This window comes from Cylindrospermum sp. FACHB-282 (assembly GCF_014697195.1).
In the GTDB taxonomy this organism is placed as follows: Bacteria; Cyanobacteriota; Cyanobacteriia; order Cyanobacteriales; family Nostocaceae; genus Cylindrospermum.
This window is the reverse complement of the sequence record NZ_JACJRJ010000036.1, coordinates 39,293-62,842: the sequence shown is the minus strand read 5'-3', so window position 1 is coordinate 62,842 and position 23,550 is coordinate 39,293. Positions and strand designations below refer to the sequence as shown.

The following is a 23,550-nucleotide window of genomic DNA, read 5'->3' as shown; positions in this document are numbered from 1 at the left end:
TGACAATGTCCCTTAACATTTACGATCTAAGCTTTTGTCAGTTAGCGCTGGTTTACCAGATCAGCTCCTAAAAGCTTGACTAACATTTGGTGACTGAGGGCATCTACTTGTTGCTCTAACGAAGCCAGAGCTTGTTGTTTTTGCTGCTCAATTTCACCAGCTGCTTGTTCTCTTTTTGCCTGGGCTTCTTGTTGCGCTACTGCGATTTTCTGAGCAGCGGTTTTTTGGGCTTCGGCTTGAGCTGTAGCAATAATTGTTTGGGCTTGCCGTCTAGCTCCTGCTAAATCTTGCTCATATTGCTGCGCCAATTTTTCCGTTTTTGACAAGCGTTCCTGAGCTTCTAATTGATTTTTACGGATGTATTCATTCCGCCCGTCAATAGCATTGCCCAGTGGCTTGTAAAGAGTTGCGTTCAATACAAGGGCTAGAAGTAGAAACTGGATTGCCATCAAAGGCAGGGTAGCATCTAAATCAAAAAGTCCCCCTTCTTTGGCAACCTTTTCTACAGCCAATAAGGTGATCCAGTGTGTCATGGTTGCTTATTCCTATCTACTATTTTAGTCCTGAGTAATGATTCCTGAGTTAGGAGTTAGGAGTCAGACCCCTAACTTTTCTACTCAGTACTTCATTACCCAGAACTCAGCACTAATTATGCGAAGGGGTTAGCAAACAATAGCACTAGAGCAACTACTAGACCGTAGATGGTTAGCGCTTCCATGAATGCCAAGCTTAACAGCAATGTACCGCGAATTTTGCCTTCAGCTTCTGGCTGACGAGCAATACCTTCTACAGCTTGTCCTGCTGCATTACCTTGACCAATACCGGGGCCGATTGCAGCCAAACCAACAGCTAGAGCAGCAGCTATAACGGAAGCAGCAGAAACCAATGGATCCATGATATTCTTTCCTTACTTTACTGAATCGAACGGGTCTTGAAGTTGTAGTTTACATTCACCCCTTTTTCAGCGCCTACCTAATGTGCTGAACTCAGGGATTGGGAATTTTCCACTCCGGTTGCACTGAGGTCACTGAAAAGTGAGTTATCATCTGAGGGTGTTTTAATGACCCTCATGCTCCTCGCCACCATGATGATCTTCCATCGCTTCGCCGATGTAAGCAGCAGCTAAAGTGGCAAAAATTAGTGCCTGAATGGCGCTGGTAAATAGTCCCAAAGCCATTACTGGCAAAGGCACGAACAAGGGCACTAGCAATACCAGCACTCCCACTACCAGTTCATCAGCTAAGATGTTACCGAATAAACGGAAGCTTAGGGAAAGGGGCTTAGTGAAGTCTTCAATAATCTTGAAAGGCAACATGAACGATACTGGTTGGACGTAGTTGCCAAAGTACCCTAAACCCTTTTTGCTGAATCCAGCGTAAAAATACGCTAATGATGTCAACAATGCCAAGGCAACAGTTGTGTTGATGTCGCTCGTGGGCGCTGTGAGTTCACCTTCTGGTAGCTTAATTAGCTTAAACGGAACTAGTGCCCCTGACCAATTTGACACAAAAATGAACAAAAACAAAGTGCCAACAAAAGGCACCCAAGGGCGATATTCTTTCTCGCCAATTTGGTTTTTAGCCAAATCCCGAATGAATTCTAGGGCGAATTCCATCAGGTTCTGTAGGCCACTAGGAATTCTTTTGATGTTACTGCTTGCCAAGACAGAAACTAGCACAAGAGAGCCAATAACAAACCAAGAGGTGAGAAACACCTGGCCATGTAGCTTCAAGTTACCTATTTGCCAGTACAGATGTTTTCCCACTTCCAATTCGGCAAGTGGAACTGAGTAGAAGTTCAGAAAATTCAGCATTTTCTTTCCATTTCAATGCATTGCTCCAATATTACCTGGAGAAGAGGAGCAATTTTGCGGTGTGGATATTCCTCCCGCAAATATTGCGTGAGCCTTTTAAGGTTGCCGGAGCTTTGGTGAGTCAGAGTCAAACGCCACCCTAACTACGTAGATGATGAGTGTGGCTTTATAGGTGAGAAATCCCAAAAATATGGGCAGTATTTGCAGTTGATTCCACCGCGATGCCAGTAGAAGCAGAGCTACTAATAACGCTAACCGAGTTTTACTCAGCGATTGTTTCTCTCGGCCCAAACCCTCAACATCTTTTGCCAACATCCTCAAGTAAAGCACACCCGCACACGCCCCTAAGAGATAATTCAGGGCAATGTTTAGGGAATAGAAAAGCCACACAGAGACAAAAACAATCCCTGTCAAGACAAGTGTGATTACTAACAACTCCTGATAGAGTTGATAGAACTCTTGCATAGAAGAGTTTACTGGTTCTGTGCCCTCAAAACCAGGTTGAGCATCTTGTTGTGTTGTCGGAGTCGGTGCAATTGATTCGTCTGACAAGCTCACGGGACTTGAAACCAGTACAGCTAACTATGATGATGACTGCACATTCAGTCAGCTGAATCATATCACGCTCCGGTAACAATACTTTAGAAAAAAACAATTAACTTCTTGCCTCTTGCAGCCACAAGCAAGGAGATTGCTGTGGAGAAAGAGGGAGAAGGTGATGTCACTACCCAGGAAGACTGAATGCAAATTGAAAGCCAGTTGTCATGGGGCCAAAATGATTGCCCCTGTAAGCATATTTGTCATACTCACAAGGGCGTGTTATTAAAGGTTGTTTTAAAAGTCCCCGAAGGTATAATTTTGCCGTTCTGACTTGGGTCAACGGCAAGGATAAATCAAGGTTTCAGCCAGGCACTGAGGTACTTCGCTGTGCTCACAATGAGAATAAAAAACCCTTTTAAAACATCCTCTTAAAGGTTTGTCTACAATTGATTTTGTATTCGGTTGAATTTACAGCGTTTTTCAGGTAAATGAGGTACACAGGTAGGAGCGAAGTCCCTTCGCCCTGACAATAATCTGTACCTCAGTAAGTTGCAATCTGCTATAACTACGCATTCTGGAGATTTGCTTTTTTGCGCTTCATCCACCAGCCCATCCCAAGAGCAAGGGCTGAACCACCCATTGTAAAGGGTTCGGGGACATCTTCTGTAGTTATTACACTGGGGCTAGTGGGAGCAGAACTATCAGCAGGTCTGATGCTGAATAGAGTGCTAAAATTTGAGGAAATATTAGACTCACTGACTAGAGAAAATCCGAAATTTGAGACGTTCGCACTGGTTACTTGAGTTTTAGCTTCAAAGGCAGTAACATAAATCGTGTTGAATATTTTATTAGTACCTAGTGCAAACAAACTGTTGGTATCAGCAACGCTGGAACCAGTAACTGCTCCCCCCTGGGTATACACTTGCCATGATGAACCAGCACCTAGTACTTCATTGGCATTATCAAGGGCTACGCTGAAATTGTATGTGTTGCTGCCGGAACTACCCACGTATTTGATACTTGCTGCTTGTGCAGATTGGGCACTAACAGCAGCAAGGGACAGAGCGAAGGTAGCAGTAGCAAAACCCAAGTTTTTGGCTAATTTCATCTGAATAATTCTCCAAAAAAAGAAAAACAATTTGGTAATTGCAGTATTAGTTGATGCATTACCTCCTTTAAGGTAGAATTGCTTATTTTTTTTGTGAAAAGAGAATATATGTATTTGACCAACTCTTCACATTTGTTCGCCGATCATAAATCTAGTGTAAATCGATACATAAAATTCTGTAGGCTTATTTCGTAAAATATGGTATATCCGCTGTTGACAGTTGACTGTGTAATTTTTGAAATCAAGGATTAGCAACAGATTTGGTATCAAATTTGTGTTTGGTATCTAAAAAAATAATTTTCATTTTTTAGCCCAAACATGATTTATAAAGTCAATTTGCCCCATAAAGTCCAGGAAATGCTCCAAAATAAGAATTTGCTACTTCACCGTACAAACTCGTAGATTAAGTTGTTAATTGACCTGATGCCTTCCCAATTTTCTACACAGGGTGAAAATTATTATTGATGGGATTTTCAGTTAATTTAGGTGTTTCAGAGCTTTAGCGTAAAAATCAACTCCTAGATTTGCGTACAGATATTTACTTAAGTAGCTACTTAAATAGGATACGGCTATTAAATTGTGAAATTGTGATTGTTGACACTATAATTGTCCAATTGGCAACTAACTTGATATAAAGTCCCTTTTTGGAAAACAGCAAGAACTTTATTTTATGCAGTTCTCAATTGAATACATCACCAAGATGGGTGTGATTACAGGAAAGGAAACACACCTATCTTCTGAACAACACCCTCTGGGTTCAATTGGAGAGTAGGGGGTTAAGCTGGTGTTAATAAAATCAGTTGTTGCTTGAGGAGTGTTCTTACCCCATCTAACCCCAGCTGCACGCTTGCCAAAATCTTGGCCACTGTTGAGGAATTATCACACCTTTGCAGGAACTCAAATTCTGCTGTTGACAAGTTAACAATCTGGTAATCGTAGTTAAACAAACATTGACTGGGGAAACCATCAATGCAAGGATTGAGTTCGGGAATTGCTGTTAGTAGGGTGTTATCCTCTGACCAGTCAGCTTTGATGAGGGGAGGGCGAGAGAGGAAAAACTCATAATGGGTTACTTCTGGGTCTAGTAATTCTATCAGGCGGTAACGCTGGCGTAGGCTTAATTCTGTTGCCCGTTCTACTAACTCCGGCGCTTTAGCCAAAAGTCGCTCTAACTGCCAAAAACCAGGATTGGAGAAACCAACAAACTCCAGCCCAGAAGCATCAATTAATTCAAATAGTGTATCAATGTTGTAGTCAATCTCTTGGGGATGTACATACATATCGGCGAAACATTCATCCCGCTGATTTTCCATTGACCAGCGCTCTTTTTCACGTTTGACAATTCGGTTATTTTCTGGTAGTGATGAAAAGATTTTGCGCCCAACTTGGACACCATCGCGGTAGTCGCCCCGTTTGTTACCTTGGAGGAGTGCGATCGCCTTTTGCATCAGTTGAATTTCCCAGCGTCCCAACTCCCCATAAACGAAAATGTGCATTAAACCGCCAGGGGCTAATTTTTTCGCTAAAGCTTGAATACCGCGAATTGGGTCAGGTAAGTGATGCAAAACGCCAACGCAGTTAATTAAATCAAACTCACCCGGTAACTGTTCCACATCATACAAGCTGAGGTGATGAAACTCCACACGGTCAGCACCTGAACGTTTGCAGCGTTCTTTTGCTACTTCTAAAGTTCCCGCACTTAAATCAATTCCTACTACCTGAGCTTGGGGGTTGAGATGCACCAAGTATTCAGTACCCACACCAGAGCCACATCCAGCGTCTAAGATGCGGATATTCTGTTTTTGTGGTTTCCTTCCAGTGCAAAAGCTGTAAGCAGCTAACCAATTCCAACGCCAGTTATAACCAGGTGGCGGTTCATCCAGTAGTGGTTCTGGGGGGAATGGGTAGGTGTCGTAGAGTTTAGCAACAGCAGCACTTACTTGGGAATCGGACATGATTAGGAATAACGCAGTATTTTTGAGTTTAGCGGATGGGGAACCTTCAGAGTAAAAATTACTAACTTTGGTGGAGGTTAGGGGTGCGATGGTCACCCCCATAGCGATCGCCTGCAACCAGGTAGTTGATTTTACTTGACTTCTTTCACTTCACCTAGACGCGTAAAACGAATTTCAATACGTCGCCGCGTGACATCATCTTGGCGAGCGATCGCTGCAAATGATCCATTAGGTAATATTAACTGTGCCGCAGAATAGGCACGAAATGACAGCCCCGACAATCTGCGCTCTTTTATTTGGATATCACGCAGTACCTTGACTACCGCCAAAGCCCGCATTAATCCTAAATCAGCATTAGAACCTGATTCCAGTTTACCTACTGGTAATGCGCCACTAACTACTTTTTCTAAATTCAAATCTAAATTACTCGCTACATTACCATTAGGCTGACCGTCAGTATGTCCGATTATTTCAACAACATTAATACCATACTGTTTCGTTCTATTTTCTATTTCCGGTACTATTTGCCTCAAGATGTAATTAGACATTTGCTGAGGAATTTCGGCACTACCTGAAGCAAATCGATAAGCTCCCTCATCTTTAATGATAATGATTGGCGGTGTATCTGTTAATCTCTTTTGAGATTCTAGTTGTATTTGTAAATTTTTTACTTGCTGCTCTAACTGTTTTACTTTCAGAGGTAAATCAACTGCTTCTTTGACAGGTTTATTATTATTTTTGGTTATTGATATCACGATAGTCATCAATAAAAATAAAATCAGTATCATGAAGGCATTAGACATTAAATCGGTAAATGCCGGCCAAATGTTTATGTCTTCATTGTATTCAATATCTCGTGAGCGGCGAGCCATAGATTCAATTTTTTTCGCTTTAACGCTTATTTCAAAAAATTACCAATGTAAATTTATTATTCTGGCAGTTTCATTACTTGCCTAAGTTGGTTAATAGAGTTTTTAGTATCATTCAAGTGTTGGTTACATTCTTGAATATTCTTGATTACCATTTGTAAACCCCTTGTATTTGTATCTCCTTGCTTGTTAATACCTTGAACAATGATATTAGTGCCATTTTGATATTCTAAAATCAATTGAACATTATTTTTCTCTAAGAAATTTATCAAATCTAACTTTATCATATCAAATTTTACACTAAAATTATTAGAATATTGCTCAAAAATGGTGATAAGAGTCTGAAATTGTTGATGATTATTATCGATTTGCTGCGAAAAATTATTAATAAAGCGATCGCCTAAATTTTCAATTGCCACATTCACCTGTTTCGTATAGTCTTTAACAGACTCTAGCAATTGAGTTAAAGCAACTTCTACATTATTTAAACTATCAGCTTTATTCACAATTCTCATTTCTAATTTATCAAGCTTGTTAACCGCTTTTTGGAAACTGTTAGATCCTTGCTTGAGTTGAGGAATAATTTCACCAAGATAATTTTGGTTTGTTTGGTGTAAATCTAAAATTTGAAATGAAGTTTGATTAACACTCTTGATATCTTCTGCCAAATTAATTAAAATCTGACTACAATGCTGAATTTCAATCAGCACTGTTGTAATTAATTCTGTCGTTTGAGCCAAACTGGTAGCAGACTGTGAAAATTTATCCTGTGTTCTAGCCAAATCTATTGTAGCTGCTGATAATTGCTGAGAAAACTGACTTTTTTCAAAAATTTCTGCTGAATGTTTAAATATTTGAGATGTTGCATTTAGTTCTGTCATAGAATTGCTAAATGTATTAGCAGCACCAGATATAGTGCCGGCAGCTTCTGTAAATCGCTCATAAACCTGCTTGGCTAAATCTGTCACTTCTTTATTACCATCAGCTATTTGCTTTGCCACATTTCCTATAGATTTTTCAACAGCATCCCGCACTGTATCCCCAAATCTAGTTAAAAACTCATCTTGCTGGGATACCATTTTATTAACTATTTTATCGAGTCGAGTATCACCCTGTACTTGCGGGAGATAAATATTATCTAGATAATCTTCTAAACAACTAAGAAGTCGATACTTCGCAAAGCTAGTATTCCAAATACTATTGAATACTGTTAATACAGCACTCAAGAATATTCCAATTAAACTGGTAGTAAAAGCAATGCTCATGCCTTCTAATGGTTTATTTAGTTCATTAACTAAATTGCTGACATCACTAGCATTGGTTTGATTGATAATTTGACTGAGCGCAGATAAATTAACTGTGATACCGAAAAAAGTACCAAGTAAGCCGAAAGATAGAAGTAAATTTGGGATAATGCGGCAGAAGTAATCGATTTGTTCACAGGTGAATCCCCTAATTTTTTCTTGGCTGTAAAATTGGTCTACCAATGCTGCTGTATTCACCTGTTCTAATTTACTACTAGCTTGATTAAACCTTCGTTCTAATTCTTCTACTATTTTTGGCTGTTCTCCCCGTGAATCTCTTTTGATTAATCTTTGTACCTTGTTTGCCAAATCTAGCAAATGTCGATAGAGAGTAAAGCGGGTAAAAATGGCGGCTATAGAAAGTAAAATAACAATTACAACAGGGATAATTAAGTAAGGTGGTATTGGTGGCATAAAAATTACCTTTGGTAGTTGCGAGAAGATTGCTAAAACTAGGTAGATGTGAACTACCATAAAAAACTAAAGTGGATATTGAGCGAAGATTCTTTGTTTTTCTCGCTCGTATTCTTCTGGAGTCATAAAACCATCATCTAAAGCTTTTTTTAACGGCTCCAAATTTAGCACCCGTTTCGCTAGGTTATCAGAAGAATTTAAAGGAGAACTAACAACTATTTCCCCACGAATAGCTGTCTGATTACCTGAATTAATGCCTGGTGAAAAACTTCGGGCTTTAAATTGCTCATCCATCTTTCTCCAAAAACGATTTATAATTCCATCTTTAGATGTGGGGTCAGTATTTTCTGGAGGTAGGTATACTGTTTTTTTGTAAGGCTCATTTGGGCTGTCTTCTGGGAGATTTTTCACCTGTTCGACAAATTGCCGCAGTTTGGGTAAGTAGTCATTTTGCCAGAGTGCAGATTCATTGGCAATTTTATTAATTTCAGCATCAAAAAGCTGCTTTAAAGTTGCCGTCATACTCTGGTTATTAGCAAGTTCCTCTAAAGCTTGCATCCACTGTGGACTGAGAGAAGCAGTATAAAAACTGTCTTGCAATTCATCATAATATTGAAATTCTAATTCGTGATTTTCCTGGTTTTCTTCTAATAAGCCTAATGCTAAACAAGGATAAAAAATATCCTCCAGTTCCTCCATTTTTCTGGCATCAGGTGGGATAATATCAGGAAAAGCAGTTTGATAGTCATTATGCAAGAATGATGTGGCTGAATGCTGTTCCCGTAGGTAGGGATTTCTCATTCTTTCCAAACCACTGATTAGTCTGAGTGGAAACCCAGCATACTCATTGACAATTAAAATTTCGTCCTCAGCTTGAGTGTATTTATGTGTATTGTTATTAATTCCCAAATCATTTTCCAGCAAAAGTTTAAATTGTTGTACTTCTGACTCATCTGTATCTTTAAATCCTACTAATTTACTGCTGTTGCGCTCATCAGCAAAGAAGTAAGGGTCTTTTAAATTCAGACGCAGAAGGGGTTCAGCTTCCTGCATAATTTGTCCTAAGCGAGTTGAACGCGCTCCTAAAGAGTAGTTTTGCATGAAGCGCTTAATCACGGAGTTGACAATATTCATACCCCGATTAGCAAATAAGCTATCAACCCTGAAATCAATTTCTTTTTGTAGCTGGTCTTGAGTAGTGCGTTCTTTATCGAGAAAATTTGCCAAAGATTGTCCCCATCCAGTTGATTCTGTAATTGCCGAACTTACTAACACTAACTGGCTGCGAAAATCATCTGCTGATAACATAGTTTGATAACAGCGGTCAATATCTTCGCTATCAAATATTGCTTCACCGCTCATTTCATCAAAATTTAACTGTTTCAATTCTCTTTCTGCTTTCTCATAAGCACTTTGCAAATCCTCTACCAAGCTACTAAAAGCAGCAACTTCAGTTGCTTTCTCTTGAAGGTGCTTTCGCAGATTATTAACAATTTTTAGAGTTTCCTCAAGAACTGTCAAATCAAAATTATGCTTGATGAGTTTGCAGACTTCTTGTAACACCCTTTTTGCTTCAGCTTGGACTTGGGTATTTTTATTATTGAGTATAGGAATGGTAGGTTTATGCTCAATATCCTCAATTATTTGATCAGCATCGCGCCACTTTTTATCTATATCTTCCGAGCGCTTCATGCCACCTAAATCAGAAATTTCTTCTTGCAAATTTCGTTGATAGTTATTCAGTTCATGTTGCAAAGCATCTAACCAGTCACGGGTGCTTTTAATCGAAAAGTTAGACTCTATGGGCGTGAATAATTGACTTAGATAATCATCAATATTCCTTTTTAGTTCTTTAGTGATATTTGGACAAACCTGTAGAATTCTGGTCAGCCAAATGCCCCTGGTACTTTCAGTTTCCCCTGGTTGAATTTTGCGAAATTGCTCTCGAAACTCTCTTGGCAATTGCTGACGAATACTATGACGGTCATCTCGATTTTGACATTCGGAAATCGAACGTTCTAATTTATTCCGCCAAGAATTAATGGTATTAGTAAATGTTTTGTTAGATTCTTGTACAGATTCTGCCAGTTTGGTACTTAAACCATCCTTTTTTGCTAGGTCATTATGCCAACGATGCTGAATCAAAAATTGCTCAAGTAAGTTCATGGGGTCTGGACTCTGACCTTTACCAGTTAACCAAAATTTTACTAATTCTAAACTGACTTTTGTTAAGGCAATTTGGACAATCGTATCGCGAGGAAAATAAATTGCTGCCAGTCCAAATGTTAAATAACGTTGGCTATTAGGGCGTGGATGTTTATCTTCCTTAATCATTTGTTGGAGAAAATTGTCTCTATTTCCTTTAACTACTGGAGCTAATTCACTGGAAAATTCCATCGCAATCTTATGAGCAATGACGTTGCACAGCTTACCTTGTGCAAGAATTGAATATTCACCTCCTGTCTGACTAGATACCAAATAAGTGTATTCAAATGGTGGGCGCTTTTCTTGTACATATACTAAATTTTGAGTATCATAATAAGCTTCAAATTGTGTATTGGGAGTGCTGTAATAATTTAATTCTTTGAGAGCAGCGTAAGTATTGGCGCTCATGCTGGGGGTGTTGCCATACAATTCTGGGCTAATGACTAAATAGCCGACAATTTGAACACTTTGATCACCATAAAGATTTCTCAGACTATAAGCAACATCTAAAAACATCCCGCTTCCTGTACCACCGCAAAGAGAACCGACAACAAAAATACTCAATCCTGGGTCGATTCTTAAACCTGATTTTAATAAAAAAGACTCGTGGCCTCTGGTACGGTTTTCTGCGGTTTCAATTGCTGTTTTAATCTTTTGGTAATTGTGAAAAAAAGCTAACCTACCTACAGGTCTAATACCTTTTGCACCTTCTTCAACTGCTTTAATGTTGCGTAATAATTGTGGAGGAAACCATCTACCAATATGGTCATAAGGTCCGTGACGAGTATATTCTGAACGCCGTTCTAGTCCTTCTACAAACATAGTCACTTCTTTAGATGACATGGTAGCGCTGACTTTTTCGGTTTCTTTAAAACTTAGGTCAAAACCATGATAAGTACTGCCTGTGCGAATTCCAGTTATTTGAGTTGCGGCTTTATCTGTGTCAATATGAACAAAACTGACAATAGGTAAATTGCTTAAATCTCCATAACGGTCAACAATTAACCGTCTAATTCGCATTAATACATCCCTACCAGTTCCGCCTAAACCTATACAAATTGTGCGATTAATTCCCCGATACTGAAGGTTGTTGGTAGTTGCTTGGCTCATGGTATTTTTACCTGAATACTATTTTTTAACTTTAATAATTATCTCGTAGTCACCCTTACGAGCGTCTGGACAATTAATTCTAAAATTAGAATTAGATATTACAGTACGTGATGTAATTTCTTCATTTTTGTAATAGATTGGTGCTTGATTGGTTGGCACTAAATATAGCTTGTCACCTTTTCGCTCTAAATAGGCTCTAATTTCTGTACCTGGACAGTCAATAGAATCTACACAAGTTGCATCATATTCACCAATTGCAATCCGCTTATTATTTGGTAGTCGGCATTTTTGATCTTCAGGGTTTTCCGTCGCTTCAAATTCTACTATCAATTGCCATTTTTTTTGTAATCGATATAACTTGAATATGCTCCAACAAAATCCTCCGAAAATCAATATTAAAATTAAAGTTGGTAGGGATAGCTGTTTAATTAAATAAGGATTAACTAAACAAGTTTCTTGTCCTCCTGGTGCTGGCGTACAAAATTCTTGAACTGTAGGTTCAATATCGACTACAGAAAGTTTATATTCTTGATTGTATTGGGTTTTGATAGTAAGTGATCGCTCTTTTAAAGGTAAAGTATTTAGCCACTTATGTCTTTCTTGACTTTCCGGCGATTCTGCTATTCTAAAAGGACTATTAGCAGGTGTTTCTATCCAAACTTGGGAAGTAATTCCGGGTTGAGTAAATAAAGGTGCATCTGTCACCCAAACAACCGATTGAGGCTTGATAATTTGTTGGTACGACAAGCGATTGTGATTAATTTGAGCAATACCTTGATATACAGTTAATTCAGCTTTTTGAATATCTGCACCATAACGTTTAGGGTCATAGTTAAAAGGAACTTTTGCTAATATTTTGTCAATATTTTCTGGATTGTTGCCACTAAAATATATCGGTGTTCCTAATGGATTTTCTATAGATTGATACTCACCTAAAATTACATCTTGGGCAAAAGGAACAATATAAACAGAATCCCCAGGTTGGAGACTGTGTTCAATTATTTGACGTAAGCGAATCCGTCCTTGGTCATTTAAGCCAACACTTTCGGTAATATCAATGGCTAAAACAACATCGCGTTTACCCCCACCCAACAGGGAAACTAACTTTAAGCCATTTTTCTGTGTATCAGTCAGTGATTGTCCAGGGGTAATTTTTATCAAATTCACAAACCCTATAGCCAATTAATATAGTGTGTCGGATTTACTGCACAAATAAGCAGCGAATCTGGTCAAATATATAAATTCAATAATTGTGTCGTGTGTATATCTTTTAATCAGTTATATCATTTATTTGTACTTAGAAGCTATATTTTAGACTGTTAACAGCATTATCTTACTTGCTACCATACTGAATTATGGGTAAAATGGCAGATACAGCCAAAAAAAATTGCTATTAGTCAAGTTGTAATGTTGCTTGAAAAACTAACCTCAGCATATTTAGAATTTAGGGACTGATAAAAATAATAACTAAGTAAATCCATGGTGTAAGTTTTCATAGATACAGGGCTTACGGAAAATCATGAAGAAACAAACCGCAAAGGACGCAAAGGACGCGTATCGTCAGAGGCGAGGCTTCGCGTCTCGAAGAGAAGGAAGAAGGCTTTGAGAGAGTTCTTGCGTAAGTCTTGAGATAAATTCATGAGATTTTGAACCTGGAAGCTTTATTGCACTTGGATGATTTTATACTGAATAATTTCGGCTTAACTAAGCCAGGTTACTTAGAAGACGGCCATATTAGCGCTGCCCTTTCTTCAGTTGCACGCAAACCAAGATTAGTTAAAAAAAGATTAAGTATTAATAATTTCGTCACTAATTATGTTTTAGCGTTTTGTGACGTGACCTATATTTGCTACGAGCAAAGCTAGAGTATGAACTTGTTCAACTTGACCCATTTAGATTACAGCTTCTACACACTTCTTAATAAACCAACAGCGTAAACGCAAAACGTTCTAATCTAAAAATTGACTGGGTTAATTTACTGGCAGTTTTGAAGGCGGTACCCTGAAGGCATAAGGCATATCCACGGTGATGTGTCAAGCTTCAAAACAACCCAGACTTAACACACTAAATAATTATGATGGGAGTTTTACAAATCCAATGAGTGTTAAGGCAAGTGGTGGAAGCTCAGTTGCGCGTCCGCAACTATATCAAACTCTAGCTGTGGCGACAATTTCTCAAGCGGAGCAACAAGACCGCTTTTTGGGAAATGGCGAACTGAATGAACTAGCAAGTTATTTTGCGTCTGGTGCAAAGCGTCTAGATATTGCCCAGACGCTAACGGAAAATTCGGAAATTATTGTATCTCGGGCTGCCAACCGAATTTTTGTCGGTGGTTCACCAATGGCTTTTTTAGAAAAGCCAAGAGAACGAGAGCTAGCGATGGCTACTGCCGGTGGTGGTGATGTTCAAGAGGGCATGAAACTGGGAACCGTAACCTACGTTGAAAGTCGTGGTGGGTTTCTAGAAAATTTGCGCTCAATCTTTAACACCTCATCTGGTGGGCCGACACCTCCAGGCTTTAGACCAATTAACATCGCCCGTTACGGCCCAAGTAACATGGCGAAGAGCTTGCGGGACTTATCGTGGTTCTTGCGCTATGCTACCTATGCGATCGTGGCTGGCGACCCGAATATCATCGTTGTCAATACACGAGGTTTGCGGGAAATTATTGAAAATGCCTGCTCTGGTGAAGCAACTCTGGTGGCTTTGCAAGAAATTAAAGCAGCTTCCCTTTCTTATTTCCGCAAAGATGCTGAGGCCACAGAGATTGTGTCTCAGTACATGGATGTTTTGCTGACAGAGTTCAAAGCACCCACACCTTCAACCAAACTGCGCCAACGTCCCTCCGGTGACCAACAAGGGTTGCAACTGCCGCAAATTTATTTTAGTGCGGCAGAACGGCGTCCCAAGTATGCGATGAAGCCTGGGTTGTCAGCTGGCGAAAAAAATGAGGTAGTTAAAGCTGCCTATCGGCAAATCTTTGAGCGCGATATTACCCGTGCTTATAGCTTGTCGGTATCTGACCTAGAATCTAAGGTTAAAAATGGCGACATTTCCGTGAAGGAATTTGTCCGTCGTCTCGCGAAATCTCCCCTTTACCAAAAACAGTTTTACCAGCCTTTTATTAACAGCCGAGTTATCGAATTGGCTTTCCGTCATATTCTGGGACGGGGGCCAAGTAGCCGAGAAGAAGTACAAAAGTATTTCGCCATTATTTCCCAAGGCGGTTTAGCAGCCTTAGTGGATGCTTTGGTGGATTCTGAAGAATACTCAGACTACTTTGGCGAAGAGACAGTACCCTACATCCGGGGTTTGGGTCAAGAAGCACAAGAATGTCGCAACTGGGGACAACAGCAAGACCTGTTTAATTACAGTGCGCCTTTCCGCAAAGTACCTCAGTTTATTACCACATTCGCTGCTTACGATCGCCCATTACCAGATCAACACCCCTACGGTTCTGGTAATGACCCCTTGGAAATTCAATTTGGGGCGATTTTTCCGAAAGAAACTCGTAACCCCAGCACCAGCCCGGCTCCTTTTGGCAAGGATACCAAACGTATCCTGATTCACCAAGGGCCAGGTATTAATAACCAAAATAGCAATCCCCAAGCGCGGGGTGTGGCTCCTGGTTCTTTTGGGCCCAAGGTGTTTAAGTTAGATCAACTTCCTGGCACTATTGGCAAAAAGGCTGCTAAGGGTGCGAGTGTCAAATTCTCCGAAAGCTCTACGCAAGCAGTAATTAAAGCTACTTACCTGCAAGTTTTCGGTCGCGATGTCTATGAAGGTCAGCGCCTGAAAGTGCTAGAAATCAAGCTGGAAAACGGCGAAATTTCTCTGCGGGAGTTTGTGCGTGCTTTGGCTAAGTCGGATTTATTCCGCAATTTGTACTGGACACGGCTGTATGTTTGTAAGGCGATTGAGTACATCCACCGCCGCTTGTTAGGTCGTCCTACCTACGGTCGTCAAGAGAACAACAAGTACTTTGACATTGCCTCGAAGAAGGGCTTTTACGCTGTCGTTGACGCCATCATTGACAGCTTAGAATACACCGAGGCATTTGGTGAAGATACAGTTCCTTATGAGCGCTATCTGACTCCTGGTGGTGAGGCTCTGCGACGCTTGCGAGTTGGCAGTATTCGCGAAGATGTTGGCGGAAAACTTGAGAAACAAGAAACGCCACGCTTTGTGGAACTGGGTGCAGTCATAGAAGAGCGGACAGAACCGGATATTGAGTTCCGGATTAATCAAGGTGTTACCAAGCAGCGTGAACAGACGAAGGTCTTTAAGCTGGTGGCGAATACCAGCGATAAAGTTGCGGTGCAAACTTTGATCAGTGCTGCTTATCGCCAAATTTTTGAACGTGATGTAGCACCTTACATCGCCAAAAACGAATTCATTGAATTAGAAAGCAAGCTAGGGAACGGTGAAATTTCCGTTAAGGAATTTATTGAGGGCTTGGGTTACTCAAACCTCTACCTGAAAGAATTCTACACACCTTACCCCAACACCAAGGTAATTGAACTAGGAACTAAACACTTCCTAGGACGCGCACCTATTGACCAAGCTGAAATCCGTAAATATAACCAGATTTTGGCTACTCAAGGTATTCGTGCCTTTATTGGTGCCCTGGTGGATAGTGCCGAGTATCGTCAGGTGTTTGGTGAAGATACAGTGCCTTACCGTCGCTTCCCAACCTTGCCCGCGGCTAACTTCCCGAATACTGAAAAGCTGTACAACCAGTTAACCAAGCAGAATGATGATGTGGTTGTACCTAGCTTTAAGGTAGTGAAGCCCCGGATAGAATCTGCCAAGACGCCAATTTTGGCCAAGGCGATCGCAGACTTGGCAGCACAAGAAAGGGCTGTGGACAAGAGCAGACCCTTGTTTATTGAATTGGGTCGTTCTTTCAACGATGGTCGCGGACAGTCAGTGGAAGTGGGTGTAGGTACAAGCCGCCGCAAACCAGCACGGATTTACCGCCTCACTGATGGCACAAATCAACCAGAAAGACAATTGGTAATCAACGCTATTTACACTCAGGTGCTGGATGTATTTAGCGGTCAGATTCCCGATTATTACCGCCGGACTGAACTAGACAGCAAACTACGTAACGGAGAAATTACCGTCCGTGAGTTTGTCCGTGAGCTAGCTAGTTCAGAAATCTATCGCAAACGCTTCTATACGCCCTATCCCAACACCAAAGTGATTGAGTTCCTATTCCGTCACCTGTTGGGACGTGCACCCGCCACTCAGGGCGAAATTCGCCAGTATAACAAACTGCTGGCTGATAGCGGTTTGAGAGCAGCGGTAGAGGTAATTATCGATAGCCCAGAGTACGCCCGCTACTTTGGTGAAGATGTGGTACCTTACCCACGCTTCCCATCCCTGCCAGCAGGTAACTACCTCGGCAGTGTACAGGCGGCAGCTGACTTGGTGAAACAATCCTGGTCTAGTTTGTCTCCTGCTGTACTCACCGGACGCCCTAGCGATCGCTAAGACCCTAGGGGAGGGGATTGGGGATTAGGGACTCTTGATTGAGAACTGGGAAAAACTCTTAACCCATTACTTTTTTCCCCAATACCCCTTCGCGACCTTTCGTAACAATGGTTTCAGATTGCTCGGATGACAGCAAATCTGAAAAGCAATGTTACAAAGTGTGAAGAGCAGTCATAAATGCTCAACATAATGCCGGAAAATGTTTGGCGGAAGGTAGATGAGTTTTAGCGCTTGTGTAGTTGATATTTACCCAAGCGATCGCGAAATTTGCTAGCTATGGCAGTTTTTTAACTGCTGTATCTAAAAAACGAGCAAACGAACCTACTCTCAACCAAATTTATAGTCGCACCAGTTTAATCAAATTCTGGTTTCATTAGTTTTGGAGGAATCCATTAATGAGTATCGTCACGAAAGCTATCGTGAATGCTGACGCAGAAGCCCGCTATCTCAGCCCAGGCGAATTAGATCGGATTAAGAGCTTTGTTGGCAGTGGTGAACGCCGCCTCCGCATCGCTCAAGTTTTGACAGACAACCGCGAGCGTTTAGTTAAGCAAGCTGGCGACCAACTGTTTCAAAAGCGCCCTGATGTTGTATCCCCCGGTGGTAACGCTTACGGTCAAGAAATGACTGCTACGTGCCTACGTGACTTGGATTACTATCTCCGCCTCGTTACCTACGGAATCGTTGCTGGTGATGTAACACCCATCGAAGAAATCGGTATCGTTGGTGTTCGCGAAATGTACAGATCACTAGGCACTCCTATCGAAGGCGTTGCTGAAGGTGTTCGTGGCCTGAAGAATGTAGCTGCTTCACTACTGTCCGTTGAAGACGCTGCTGAAGCTGGTTCCTACTTTGACTACGTAGTTGGCGCCCTACTGTAGGGTAAAACTGTTTCTCTACTGTTGGAAATAAGGAATTAACAACATGGCTCAAGATGCAATTACCTCTGTAATTAACTCCGCAGACGTTCAAGGTAAATACCTTGACACCGCTGCTCTGGAGAAGCTAAAAGGCTACTTTGCAACAGGCGAACTGCGTGTCCGTGCTGCTGGCACCATCAGCGCTAACGCTGCTGCGATCGTCAAAGAAGCTGTAGCAAAATCTTTGCTATACTCTGACATCACCCGTCCCGGTGGTAATATGTACACCACCCGTCGCTATGCTGCTTGCATCCGCGATTTGGACTACTACCTCCGCTACGCTACCTACGCTATGTTAGCTGGCGACACTTCCATTCTGGAAGAGCGTGTGCTCAATGGCTTGAAGGAAACCTACAACTCCTTGGGTGTACCCATCGGTGCTACCGTACAAGCTATCCAAGCTATCAAAGAAGTAACCGCTAGCTTAGTCGGTTCTGACGCTGGTAAGGAAATGGGCGTTTACTTAGACTATATCTCCTCTGGCTTGAGCTAGGAGCTAGTTTGCACTTAATGATTTAGGTGCGGCTTTATTAAGGTCTGGAAATCAATCGTGAGTGCTAGAACGTTCTATTGCTTATTGATTGTGAGTGTTAGCGGTCTAGTATTTACGCATGATTTCCAGCCTTGGAACCATTAATTTAAAGATTTGCACTCAAGATTTTGAGATAAAAAAAGTTTCTGCAAATACTTCAGGAGATTTCCAAAAATGACCCGTTTGTTTAAAATTACAGCTTGTGTTCCTAGCCAAAGCCGGATTCGTACCCAACGCGAACTACAAAATACCTACTTCACCAAGCTAGTTCCCTATGAGAACTGGTTCCGCGAACAACAACGTATTCAAAAAGCAGGTGGCAAAATCGTTAAGGTGGAATTGGCAACCGGTAAGCAAGGTACTAATACTGGGCTGTAGTAATTGCTATAAACCAAACATTATTTTAGTAAATTTTTAAGGGGTCAATATAGACCTCTTTTTTTTCGAGAATTGTTAACGTAAGGGCAAGAATAGTACCTGTCCTTCCGAGTCCCCTTCCAGTTATCCCAAGGGGAACCCCGGCAACGCCCTGCCTCCTCTTGGCGGTTAGATAAATTAAGCTTTTTGGTGATTTTTGCGTAAGTCCTGTATGAGACTGATTTATAGGTTACTGGGTGGGAGATGCTGTTATTTATTACCGAAAGATTTGCACCAGATTTAGGAGGGTTGGCGAGAAGTGCAACAAGATTGGTAAATACACTCTGCCAATTGGGGATTGATGTCGATGTTGTTACTTGGAGTCGTTACCTACAACCGGGTGAAGTTTCACCACCGGAAACTATAGGGGTAAATTCTCGCGTTTATCGAATAGGATTATACCGTCATTGGGATCTAACTATGCCCCACACTTTAAATGTGCTGGACTGGTTACACCAAACTCATACTTATGATGCTGTGTGGGGACATTATCTGTTTCCTAGTGGTTTTCTCGCTACTTGGTTTACTGGACTTAAAGGACTAGTCAGCACTGTTAGCGCCCGTGGTAATGATATTGACCGCGAAATGTTTCCGCCGGGAGATTTTGCGCGTCTGCAATGGACGCTGCAACACGCTAACCTGATTACGGCGGTAAGTGCTGATATGTCTGGTAAAATTCGGCTGCTGAGTGGACGGGATGATGTGTTGGTGTTGAGGAATACGGTAGATACAGAAATATTTTGTCCTTGGAACCCCTCACCACAAGGGAGGAGGGGGGAAATTAGTAAAGAGGCTTTGGGAATTGCTGCTGATGAGGTAATATTGGGATTTTGTGGGGAATTGCGGGAAAAGAAAGGACAGCAGTTTCTGTTGAATGCTTTAACAACAGTTCGTAGTCAGCGCCCTGCTTGCTTGTTAATCATTGGTGAGGTACGGGCATCTCAGGAATCTGTGCTGCAATTTTATACAAACCAACAACCAGAAAATGCCCGAAGGATTATTGTTACGGGACATTTATCTAACCCTAGAGCGATCGCAGAACATCTGCGGTTATGCGATATTTACCTTCAGCCTTCACTGTGGGAAGGAATGCCAAATGGGCTGCTTGAGGCTATGGCTTGTGGTTGTTGCTGTATTGGTAGCGATGCAGGTGGGATTCCGGAGGTGATGTTCCATGGTGAAAATGGCTTTATATTACCTCGTTCTCATCTCCACAAGTTGGGTGAAGCGGTGCTGGAATGTTTGGCAATGTCAGCAGATGAAAAAAGTCAGATTAAGCAAGCAGCAAGCGATCGCATTTTGACTAATTATTCCCTCACTCAGGAAAAACTGCAACTTCAAACTGTCATCAATCGCTTAATTCCTAATTCGCTATAAGCAGCCGTCAAAGCTTCACTGGCAAGTTTCCAAGTATAATGCTCTTCAATTCGCCTCCGGGCATTTGCTGCCAGTTGGGTTGATAATTCTCTATCACCTCGCAACCCCAACACCGCATCTTTAATTGCCTTTGCTGAACCCGACTTGACTAACAAAAAATCTACCCCGTCTTCCCCCAATTCCCTTACCACTGGCAAATCGCTAGCAATCACAGGTACTCCTGAAGCCATACCTTCTAAAACCTTCAGGGGACAACAACCTTGAACTAAATTGCGATCGTTGGGCGTTAAAGGTGCCAAAATTACATCTGAACCCTGAATATGTTCAACCAATTGTGTTTGCGACATTGGTTCGAGAATAATTAGCTGATCTGCTACTTCTAGCTTGCGTGCCAAATGCTTGAGTGCTTTAATTTGATAGTCTTTACCTTGGCCAATTACTGTCAAATAGGCAGGAAAATCTCGGTTTATTAGTCCCAAAGCCTCAACTGCTAGATTGACACCTTGCCAAGGTGAAAGCGTGCCAAAATATAACATCTGCCACATTTCTGGCTGGGGTGGGCGGTAAGAATTATCTAAACAGCCAGTAAAAATATTTAAATCTACACCATTGGGAATCACCCGGATTTTATCTGCGGGGATACTTCGGCTTTGCAAGTATTTAGCAGTGACACCGCTGGGTGTGACAATTAAATCGGCTGCTTCTAAACAAATTTGTTCTTGGGTATGCAACTTATGCAGCAGTTCCCGATCATCAGCAACGGCAGGATAGCGATATTTTAGTTCTATTGAGGGTAAGCCGTTGACTTCAAAAATTAGGCGATCGCAATATTGCTGTTTATTGCTTGCTATTACCAAACCTTCATAAATTGAACGAATATGCACTACCTCAAATCGCCGATTTTGCAACCATACCCGCAGCAAATGACGAAAATGCAAAATTCTCTCAATCAAATTATCACCCAAAGCAGCTATTGTTGTCTGCATCACTTGCGGATAAAATTCCGAAAAATCTCTACTTTCGGCTGTTGAAGAAACTGTGACTAGCTGAATATCGCCAAAAGCCGCTGCTAAACCCAAAGAAAAAGCCGTAATATGAATTGCCGCACCCTTGGGGGCAGGAACGGTGTCAAAGGAAATATAAGCAATTTTCGGTTGATTCATGTTGATTCATAAATAACTAAACTTTTGATTGACACTTAATTTACCGTTTGTTATACTGGCGGCTACTTTTATCTGGATTTATCTAATTCTTTCCAGAACTAAGTTTAAGAATAATTGCAATAGAGTCTACGCAGTGACAAGCTATAACTATTAAATTTCTACTGAAATTGAGTTGATGGAGTTTGCATAAAATGCCTATTGAATTAAACAGATTCAGTAAAAATCTAAGTTATGAATTAACAGCACCAATTCAAAATATTGTAGTTGATTTGCAGGAAATTGCCGAAATTGACAAACTCGCCGAAATCAAACAAAAACAATCTGGTAAAAAAGCGCTTTACTACTTTTTAGGCTTGGTTGCGTCGGTTGTGGTGATTTTCATCATACCTATATTTGCCGTGGTTATTATATTAGTAGTATTAGGTTTGATAATTGTCTTTATTCGTGAATTGATAACCTGGTTTAAATTTAGCAAATTAAACATCAGCAATTATCGATATGAGGTGGCAAAACAAATTCTGCAAATGCTAGATAGAGATATAGAAAAAACGGCTGATGTCGAATTGCAGTTATCTTTTCAACCAATTGATAAAAAAGAGTATAAGACAACTACCATGCCACATCCTGATAAATCAGGATGGAAGATAGATAATCATGAGCATGTATGGTTGAAAATTCAAGGGCAGTTTTTAGACAAAACTCGCTTTCAATTAACAGCAAATGGGCTATCTAAAAGGCAATATGGCTGGAAACGTAGCAGTAGTGGCAAAAGCAAGCACAAATCAAAAACAAAATCGCGGGGATTAGATATCAGCTTAATCTTAAACTATTCCCAGCGGCGATATAGATCTGTGAAGATTTTAGAAAATGAAATCAGCGATGCAGTCAAGCTTCCCGCAACTTCTTATATGAGAGGGGTAAAAGTTACAGATAAAGAAATGCATCTTGTCGTCAGAGTCGCTTCGCAAATGGCAGAGAATAAAGAAGAGATATATCAAACAATTGCCATGATGTTTTTGAGTCTTTATCAAGTCCTCAATTTAGCTAAAAAACTTGCCAAATGATGAAAAAGACAATTCTATCCAGTTTAGTTTCAGTATTTTTTGTTATTTCCCTCTTTGGTTGCAGCAGTAGTACTAAATCTCCAGCTAATAATGCAGCCACATTAAATAGTCAGCCAACAACACCAGTTACCACTAATGTTGCTGCTAGTGCAGATAAAATCAAATTTAAAACCGCGGGAGGTTCAGATTTATTTTCCCTCAAACAGCAAGCAGATGGAGCTAAATTAATTGATGCTAATAACCAAGAATTAGCCAGAATCAAAGTAGATAAACCGGGGAGAATTAAATTTAAAAATGCTGCTGATCAAGTCTTGGGTTATGTGGTGACTGCTAAAGGTAACTGGACTTTAAAGAACCAAGAGGGAAATCAGGATTTATATATTTTCAATCGTCTGGCTAACGGAGATTATCAGCTAGAAGATGCTGCTAAAAAAGAAATTTATCAGGTTAAGCCTGGGAAAAATGGCTTTGAGATTGGAACACCAGCCAAACAGTTAGTTTATCAGGTGAAAGTTAAAGAAGGTAAAATCTCTTTGATTAATCCATCCCAAACAATACTTTTTTATACAAAATCCGGGATATCACCCATTGCATTTGCTTGTTTGGGATTTGATACTCTCACCCGCGAACAACAGATGGCTTTAGCTTATGCAGTCAATTTAACAGGAGGACAATAAACTTTGCAGATTCAGCTTAGTTGGATAGATCCAAATACAGAAGAACGCCTAGAACCATTATTAGAAACTCCTGTGGCCATTGGGCGACAATTTGCCAAAATGCCACAACAAAGCAATGGTAAAAAGGTTTCTAGGCTGGTGATTGAAGATGATTTAGTTGCAGATTACCATGCTTTGATTGATTGGCAAGATCAAGAGTTAATTATTGTTGACCAAAATACTATTAGTGGTATAAAAATTAATGGCGTAAAGTTGACTAAGGCTAGCCTGAAAAATGGCGATCGCATTTCGGTTGGTAGCTGCGACATAGTGATCAGCTTCACCGCTAGTAGGGAATGCGATCGCATGATAGGCTTTCTCTTCAAACGTCGCTGTGGACGTACTGATACAACAGACTGTCCACACTGTAACCAGTCTTATGAAACTGACTATGCTTATTATTCAGATTATGGTGATTATCGTTCTGGATATTGGGGTAGCGATTACTACAACCAAAGGCGCAACATAGACTTTACAGAAGCTGATGGTGCGAGTTTAGAAGATGAAAGCGACACTGACTTTGAACGTAATATGGGAGCAAGTTGAT

The 23,550-nt window shown here is 40.9% G+C and carries 19 protein-coding genes; 8 read left to right on the top strand and 11 right to left on the bottom strand.

Translation table 11 applies throughout. The annotated features are described in order from the left end of the window. Nucleotides 1-41: 41 nt before the first annotated feature. The 10 genes from H6G32_RS18240 to H6G32_RS18195 all read right to left on the bottom strand — a co-directional run bounded on the left by H6G32_RS18240 (nucleotide 42) and on the right by H6G32_RS18195 (nucleotide 12,485). Nucleotides 42-533, bottom strand: coding sequence for a F0F1 ATP synthase subunit B' (locus H6G32_RS18240; protein WP_190460770.1), 492 nt, complete (start codon nucleotides 531-533; stop codon nucleotides 42-44). Nucleotides 534-649: 116 nt separating this feature from the next. Then, the gene (atpE, locus tag H6G32_RS18235) at nucleotides 650-895 is read right to left on the bottom strand and encodes an ATP synthase F0 subunit C (protein ID WP_015206126.1); all 246 of its coding nucleotides are present in this window, start codon (nucleotides 893-895) and stop codon (nucleotides 650-652) included. A gap of 162 nt (nucleotides 896-1,057) precedes the next feature. Further along, the gene (gene atpB, locus H6G32_RS18230; protein ID WP_015206127.1) at nucleotides 1,058-1,813 is read right to left on the bottom strand and encodes a F0F1 ATP synthase subunit A; all 756 of its coding nucleotides are present in this window, start codon (nucleotides 1,811-1,813) and stop codon (nucleotides 1,058-1,060) included. A gap of 96 nt (nucleotides 1,814-1,909) precedes the next feature. Then, nucleotides 1,910-2,371: an ATP synthase subunit I gene (locus tag H6G32_RS18225; protein WP_190460769.1), complete on the bottom strand. Its 462-nt coding sequence runs from the start codon at nucleotides 2,369-2,371 to the stop codon at nucleotides 1,910-1,912. Nucleotides 2,372-2,918: 547 nt separating this feature from the next. Beyond that, the gene (locus tag H6G32_RS18220; RefSeq protein ID WP_190460768.1) at nucleotides 2,919-3,461 is read right to left on the bottom strand and encodes a PEP-CTERM sorting domain-containing protein; all 543 of its coding nucleotides are present in this window, start codon (nucleotides 3,459-3,461) and stop codon (nucleotides 2,919-2,921) included. A 776-nt stretch (nucleotides 3,462-4,237) separates the two neighbouring features. Next, nucleotides 4,238-5,416 carry a class I SAM-dependent methyltransferase gene (locus H6G32_RS18215; RefSeq protein WP_190460792.1) on the bottom strand — a complete coding sequence of 393 codons (1,179 nt, stop codon included), beginning with the start codon at nucleotides 5,414-5,416 and terminating at the stop codon, nucleotides 4,238-4,240. Between the two features lie 131 nt (nucleotides 5,417-5,547). Next, nucleotides 5,548-6,288, bottom strand: a complete 741-nt coding sequence (locus H6G32_RS18210; protein WP_190460767.1) for a flagellar motor protein — start codon at nucleotides 6,286-6,288, stop codon at nucleotides 5,548-5,550. 56 nt (nucleotides 6,289-6,344) lie between these two features. After that, complete coding sequence (locus H6G32_RS18205) at nucleotides 6,345-7,898, bottom strand: hypothetical protein (protein ID WP_242046641.1); 1,554 nt, start codon at nucleotides 7,896-7,898, stop codon at nucleotides 6,345-6,347. A 171-nt stretch (nucleotides 7,899-8,069) separates the two neighbouring features. Further along, a complete protein-coding gene (locus H6G32_RS18200; protein WP_190460765.1) occupies nucleotides 8,070-11,318 on the bottom strand; it encodes a tubulin-like doman-containing protein in 3,249 nt (1,082 codons plus the stop codon). 18 nt (nucleotides 11,319-11,336) lie between these two features. Further along, complete coding sequence (locus H6G32_RS18195; RefSeq protein WP_190460764.1) at nucleotides 11,337-12,485, bottom strand: VWA domain-containing protein; 1,149 nt, start codon at nucleotides 12,483-12,485, stop codon at nucleotides 11,337-11,339. Between the two features lie 930 nt (nucleotides 12,486-13,415). Between H6G32_RS18195 and H6G32_RS18190 the strand changes: the two genes are divergently transcribed. The 5 genes from H6G32_RS18190 to H6G32_RS18170 all read left to right on the top strand — a co-directional run bounded on the left by H6G32_RS18190 (nucleotide 13,416) and on the right by H6G32_RS18170 (nucleotide 20,060). Continuing rightward, a complete protein-coding gene (locus tag H6G32_RS18190; RefSeq protein WP_190460763.1) occupies nucleotides 13,416-16,814 on the top strand; it encodes a phycobilisome rod-core linker polypeptide in 3,399 nt (1,132 codons plus the stop codon). A gap of 395 nt (nucleotides 16,815-17,209) precedes the next feature. After that, complete coding sequence (gene apcA, locus H6G32_RS18185; protein WP_190460762.1) at nucleotides 17,210-17,695, top strand: allophycocyanin subunit alpha; 486 nt, start codon at nucleotides 17,210-17,212, stop codon at nucleotides 17,693-17,695. Nucleotides 17,696-17,738: 43 nt separating this feature from the next. After that, on the top strand, nucleotides 17,739-18,227 hold the full coding sequence (apcB, locus tag H6G32_RS18180) for an allophycocyanin subunit beta (RefSeq protein ID WP_190460761.1): 489 nt from the start codon (nucleotides 17,739-17,741) through the stop codon (nucleotides 18,225-18,227). Nucleotides 18,228-18,440: 213 nt separating this feature from the next. Next, a complete protein-coding gene (locus H6G32_RS18175; protein ID WP_190460760.1) occupies nucleotides 18,441-18,644 on the top strand; it encodes a phycobilisome linker polypeptide in 204 nt (67 codons plus the stop codon). A gap of 243 nt (nucleotides 18,645-18,887) precedes the next feature. After that, a complete protein-coding gene (locus H6G32_RS18170) occupies nucleotides 18,888-20,060 on the top strand; it encodes a glycosyltransferase family 4 protein (RefSeq protein WP_190460759.1) in 1,173 nt (390 codons plus the stop codon). Here H6G32_RS18170 and H6G32_RS18165 read toward each other — a convergent pair. Further along, nucleotides 20,021-21,223, bottom strand: a complete 1,203-nt coding sequence (locus H6G32_RS18165; protein WP_190460758.1) for a glycosyltransferase family 4 protein — start codon at nucleotides 21,221-21,223, stop codon at nucleotides 20,021-20,023. The two genes, H6G32_RS18170 and H6G32_RS18165, sit on opposite strands and share 40 nt — an antisense overlap. A 191-nt stretch (nucleotides 21,224-21,414) precedes the next feature. Here H6G32_RS18165 and H6G32_RS18160 point away from each other — a divergent pair, with 191 nt between their 5' ends. From H6G32_RS18160 to H6G32_RS18150, 3 genes are read left to right on the top strand one after another with little or no spacing between them, the layout of a single operon-like run. After that, nucleotides 21,415-22,287 (top strand): hypothetical protein, encoded by an 873-nt coding sequence (locus H6G32_RS18160; protein WP_190460757.1) that lies wholly within the window; start codon nucleotides 21,415-21,417, stop codon nucleotides 22,285-22,287. Further along, nucleotides 22,284-22,964: a hypothetical protein gene (locus H6G32_RS18155; RefSeq protein WP_242046640.1), complete on the top strand. Its 681-nt coding sequence runs from the start codon at nucleotides 22,284-22,286 to the stop codon at nucleotides 22,962-22,964. The genes H6G32_RS18160 and H6G32_RS18155 overlap by 4 nt, the downstream gene beginning before the upstream one ends. A 3-nt stretch (nucleotides 22,965-22,967) precedes the next feature. Beyond that, nucleotides 22,968-23,549: an FHA domain-containing protein gene (locus tag H6G32_RS18150; protein WP_190460756.1), complete on the top strand. Its 582-nt coding sequence runs from the start codon at nucleotides 22,968-22,970 to the stop codon at nucleotides 23,547-23,549. Nucleotide 23,550: the final 1 nt, after the last annotated feature.

Coding starts and splice junctions, on each gene's coding strand:
- H6G32_RS18240 (WP_190460770.1), bottom strand. CDS start 533: ATGACACACTGGATCACCTTATTGGCTGTAGAAAAGGTTGCCAAAGAA.
- atpE (WP_015206126.1), bottom strand. CDS start 895: ATGGATCCATTGGTTTCTGCTGCTTCCGTTATAGCTGCTGCTCTAGCT.
- atpB (WP_015206127.1), bottom strand. CDS start 1,813: ATGCTGAATTTTCTGAACTTCTACTCAGTTCCACTTGCCGAATTGGAA.
- H6G32_RS18220 (WP_190460768.1), bottom strand. CDS start 3,461: ATGAAATTAGCCAAAAACTTGGGTTTTGCTACTGCTACCTTCGCTCTG.
- H6G32_RS18215 (WP_190460792.1), bottom strand. CDS start 5,416: ATGTCCGATTCCCAAGTAAGTGCTGCTGTTGCTAAACTCTACGACACC.
- H6G32_RS18210 (WP_190460767.1), bottom strand. CDS start 6,288: ATGGCTCGCCGCTCACGAGATATTGAATACAATGAAGACATAAACATT.
- H6G32_RS18200 (WP_190460765.1), bottom strand. CDS start 11,318: ATGAGCCAAGCAACTACCAACAACCTTCAGTATCGGGGAATTAATCGC.
- H6G32_RS18190 (WP_190460763.1), top strand. CDS start 13,416: ATGAGTGTTAAGGCAAGTGGTGGAAGCTCAGTTGCGCGTCCGCAACTA.
- apcA (WP_190460762.1), top strand. CDS start 17,210: ATGAGTATCGTCACGAAAGCTATCGTGAATGCTGACGCAGAAGCCCGC.
- apcB (WP_190460761.1), top strand. CDS start 17,739: ATGGCTCAAGATGCAATTACCTCTGTAATTAACTCCGCAGACGTTCAA.
- H6G32_RS18175 (WP_190460760.1), top strand. CDS start 18,441: ATGACCCGTTTGTTTAAAATTACAGCTTGTGTTCCTAGCCAAAGCCGG.
- H6G32_RS18170 (WP_190460759.1), top strand. CDS start 18,888: ATGCTGTTATTTATTACCGAAAGATTTGCACCAGATTTAGGAGGGTTG.
- H6G32_RS18165 (WP_190460758.1), bottom strand. CDS start 21,223: ATGAATCAACCGAAAATTGCTTATATTTCCTTTGACACCGTTCCTGCC.
- H6G32_RS18160 (WP_190460757.1), top strand. CDS start 21,415: ATGCCTATTGAATTAAACAGATTCAGTAAAAATCTAAGTTATGAATTA.
- H6G32_RS18155 (WP_242046640.1), top strand. CDS start 22,284: ATGATGAAAAAGACAATTCTATCCAGTTTAGTTTCAGTATTTTTTGTT.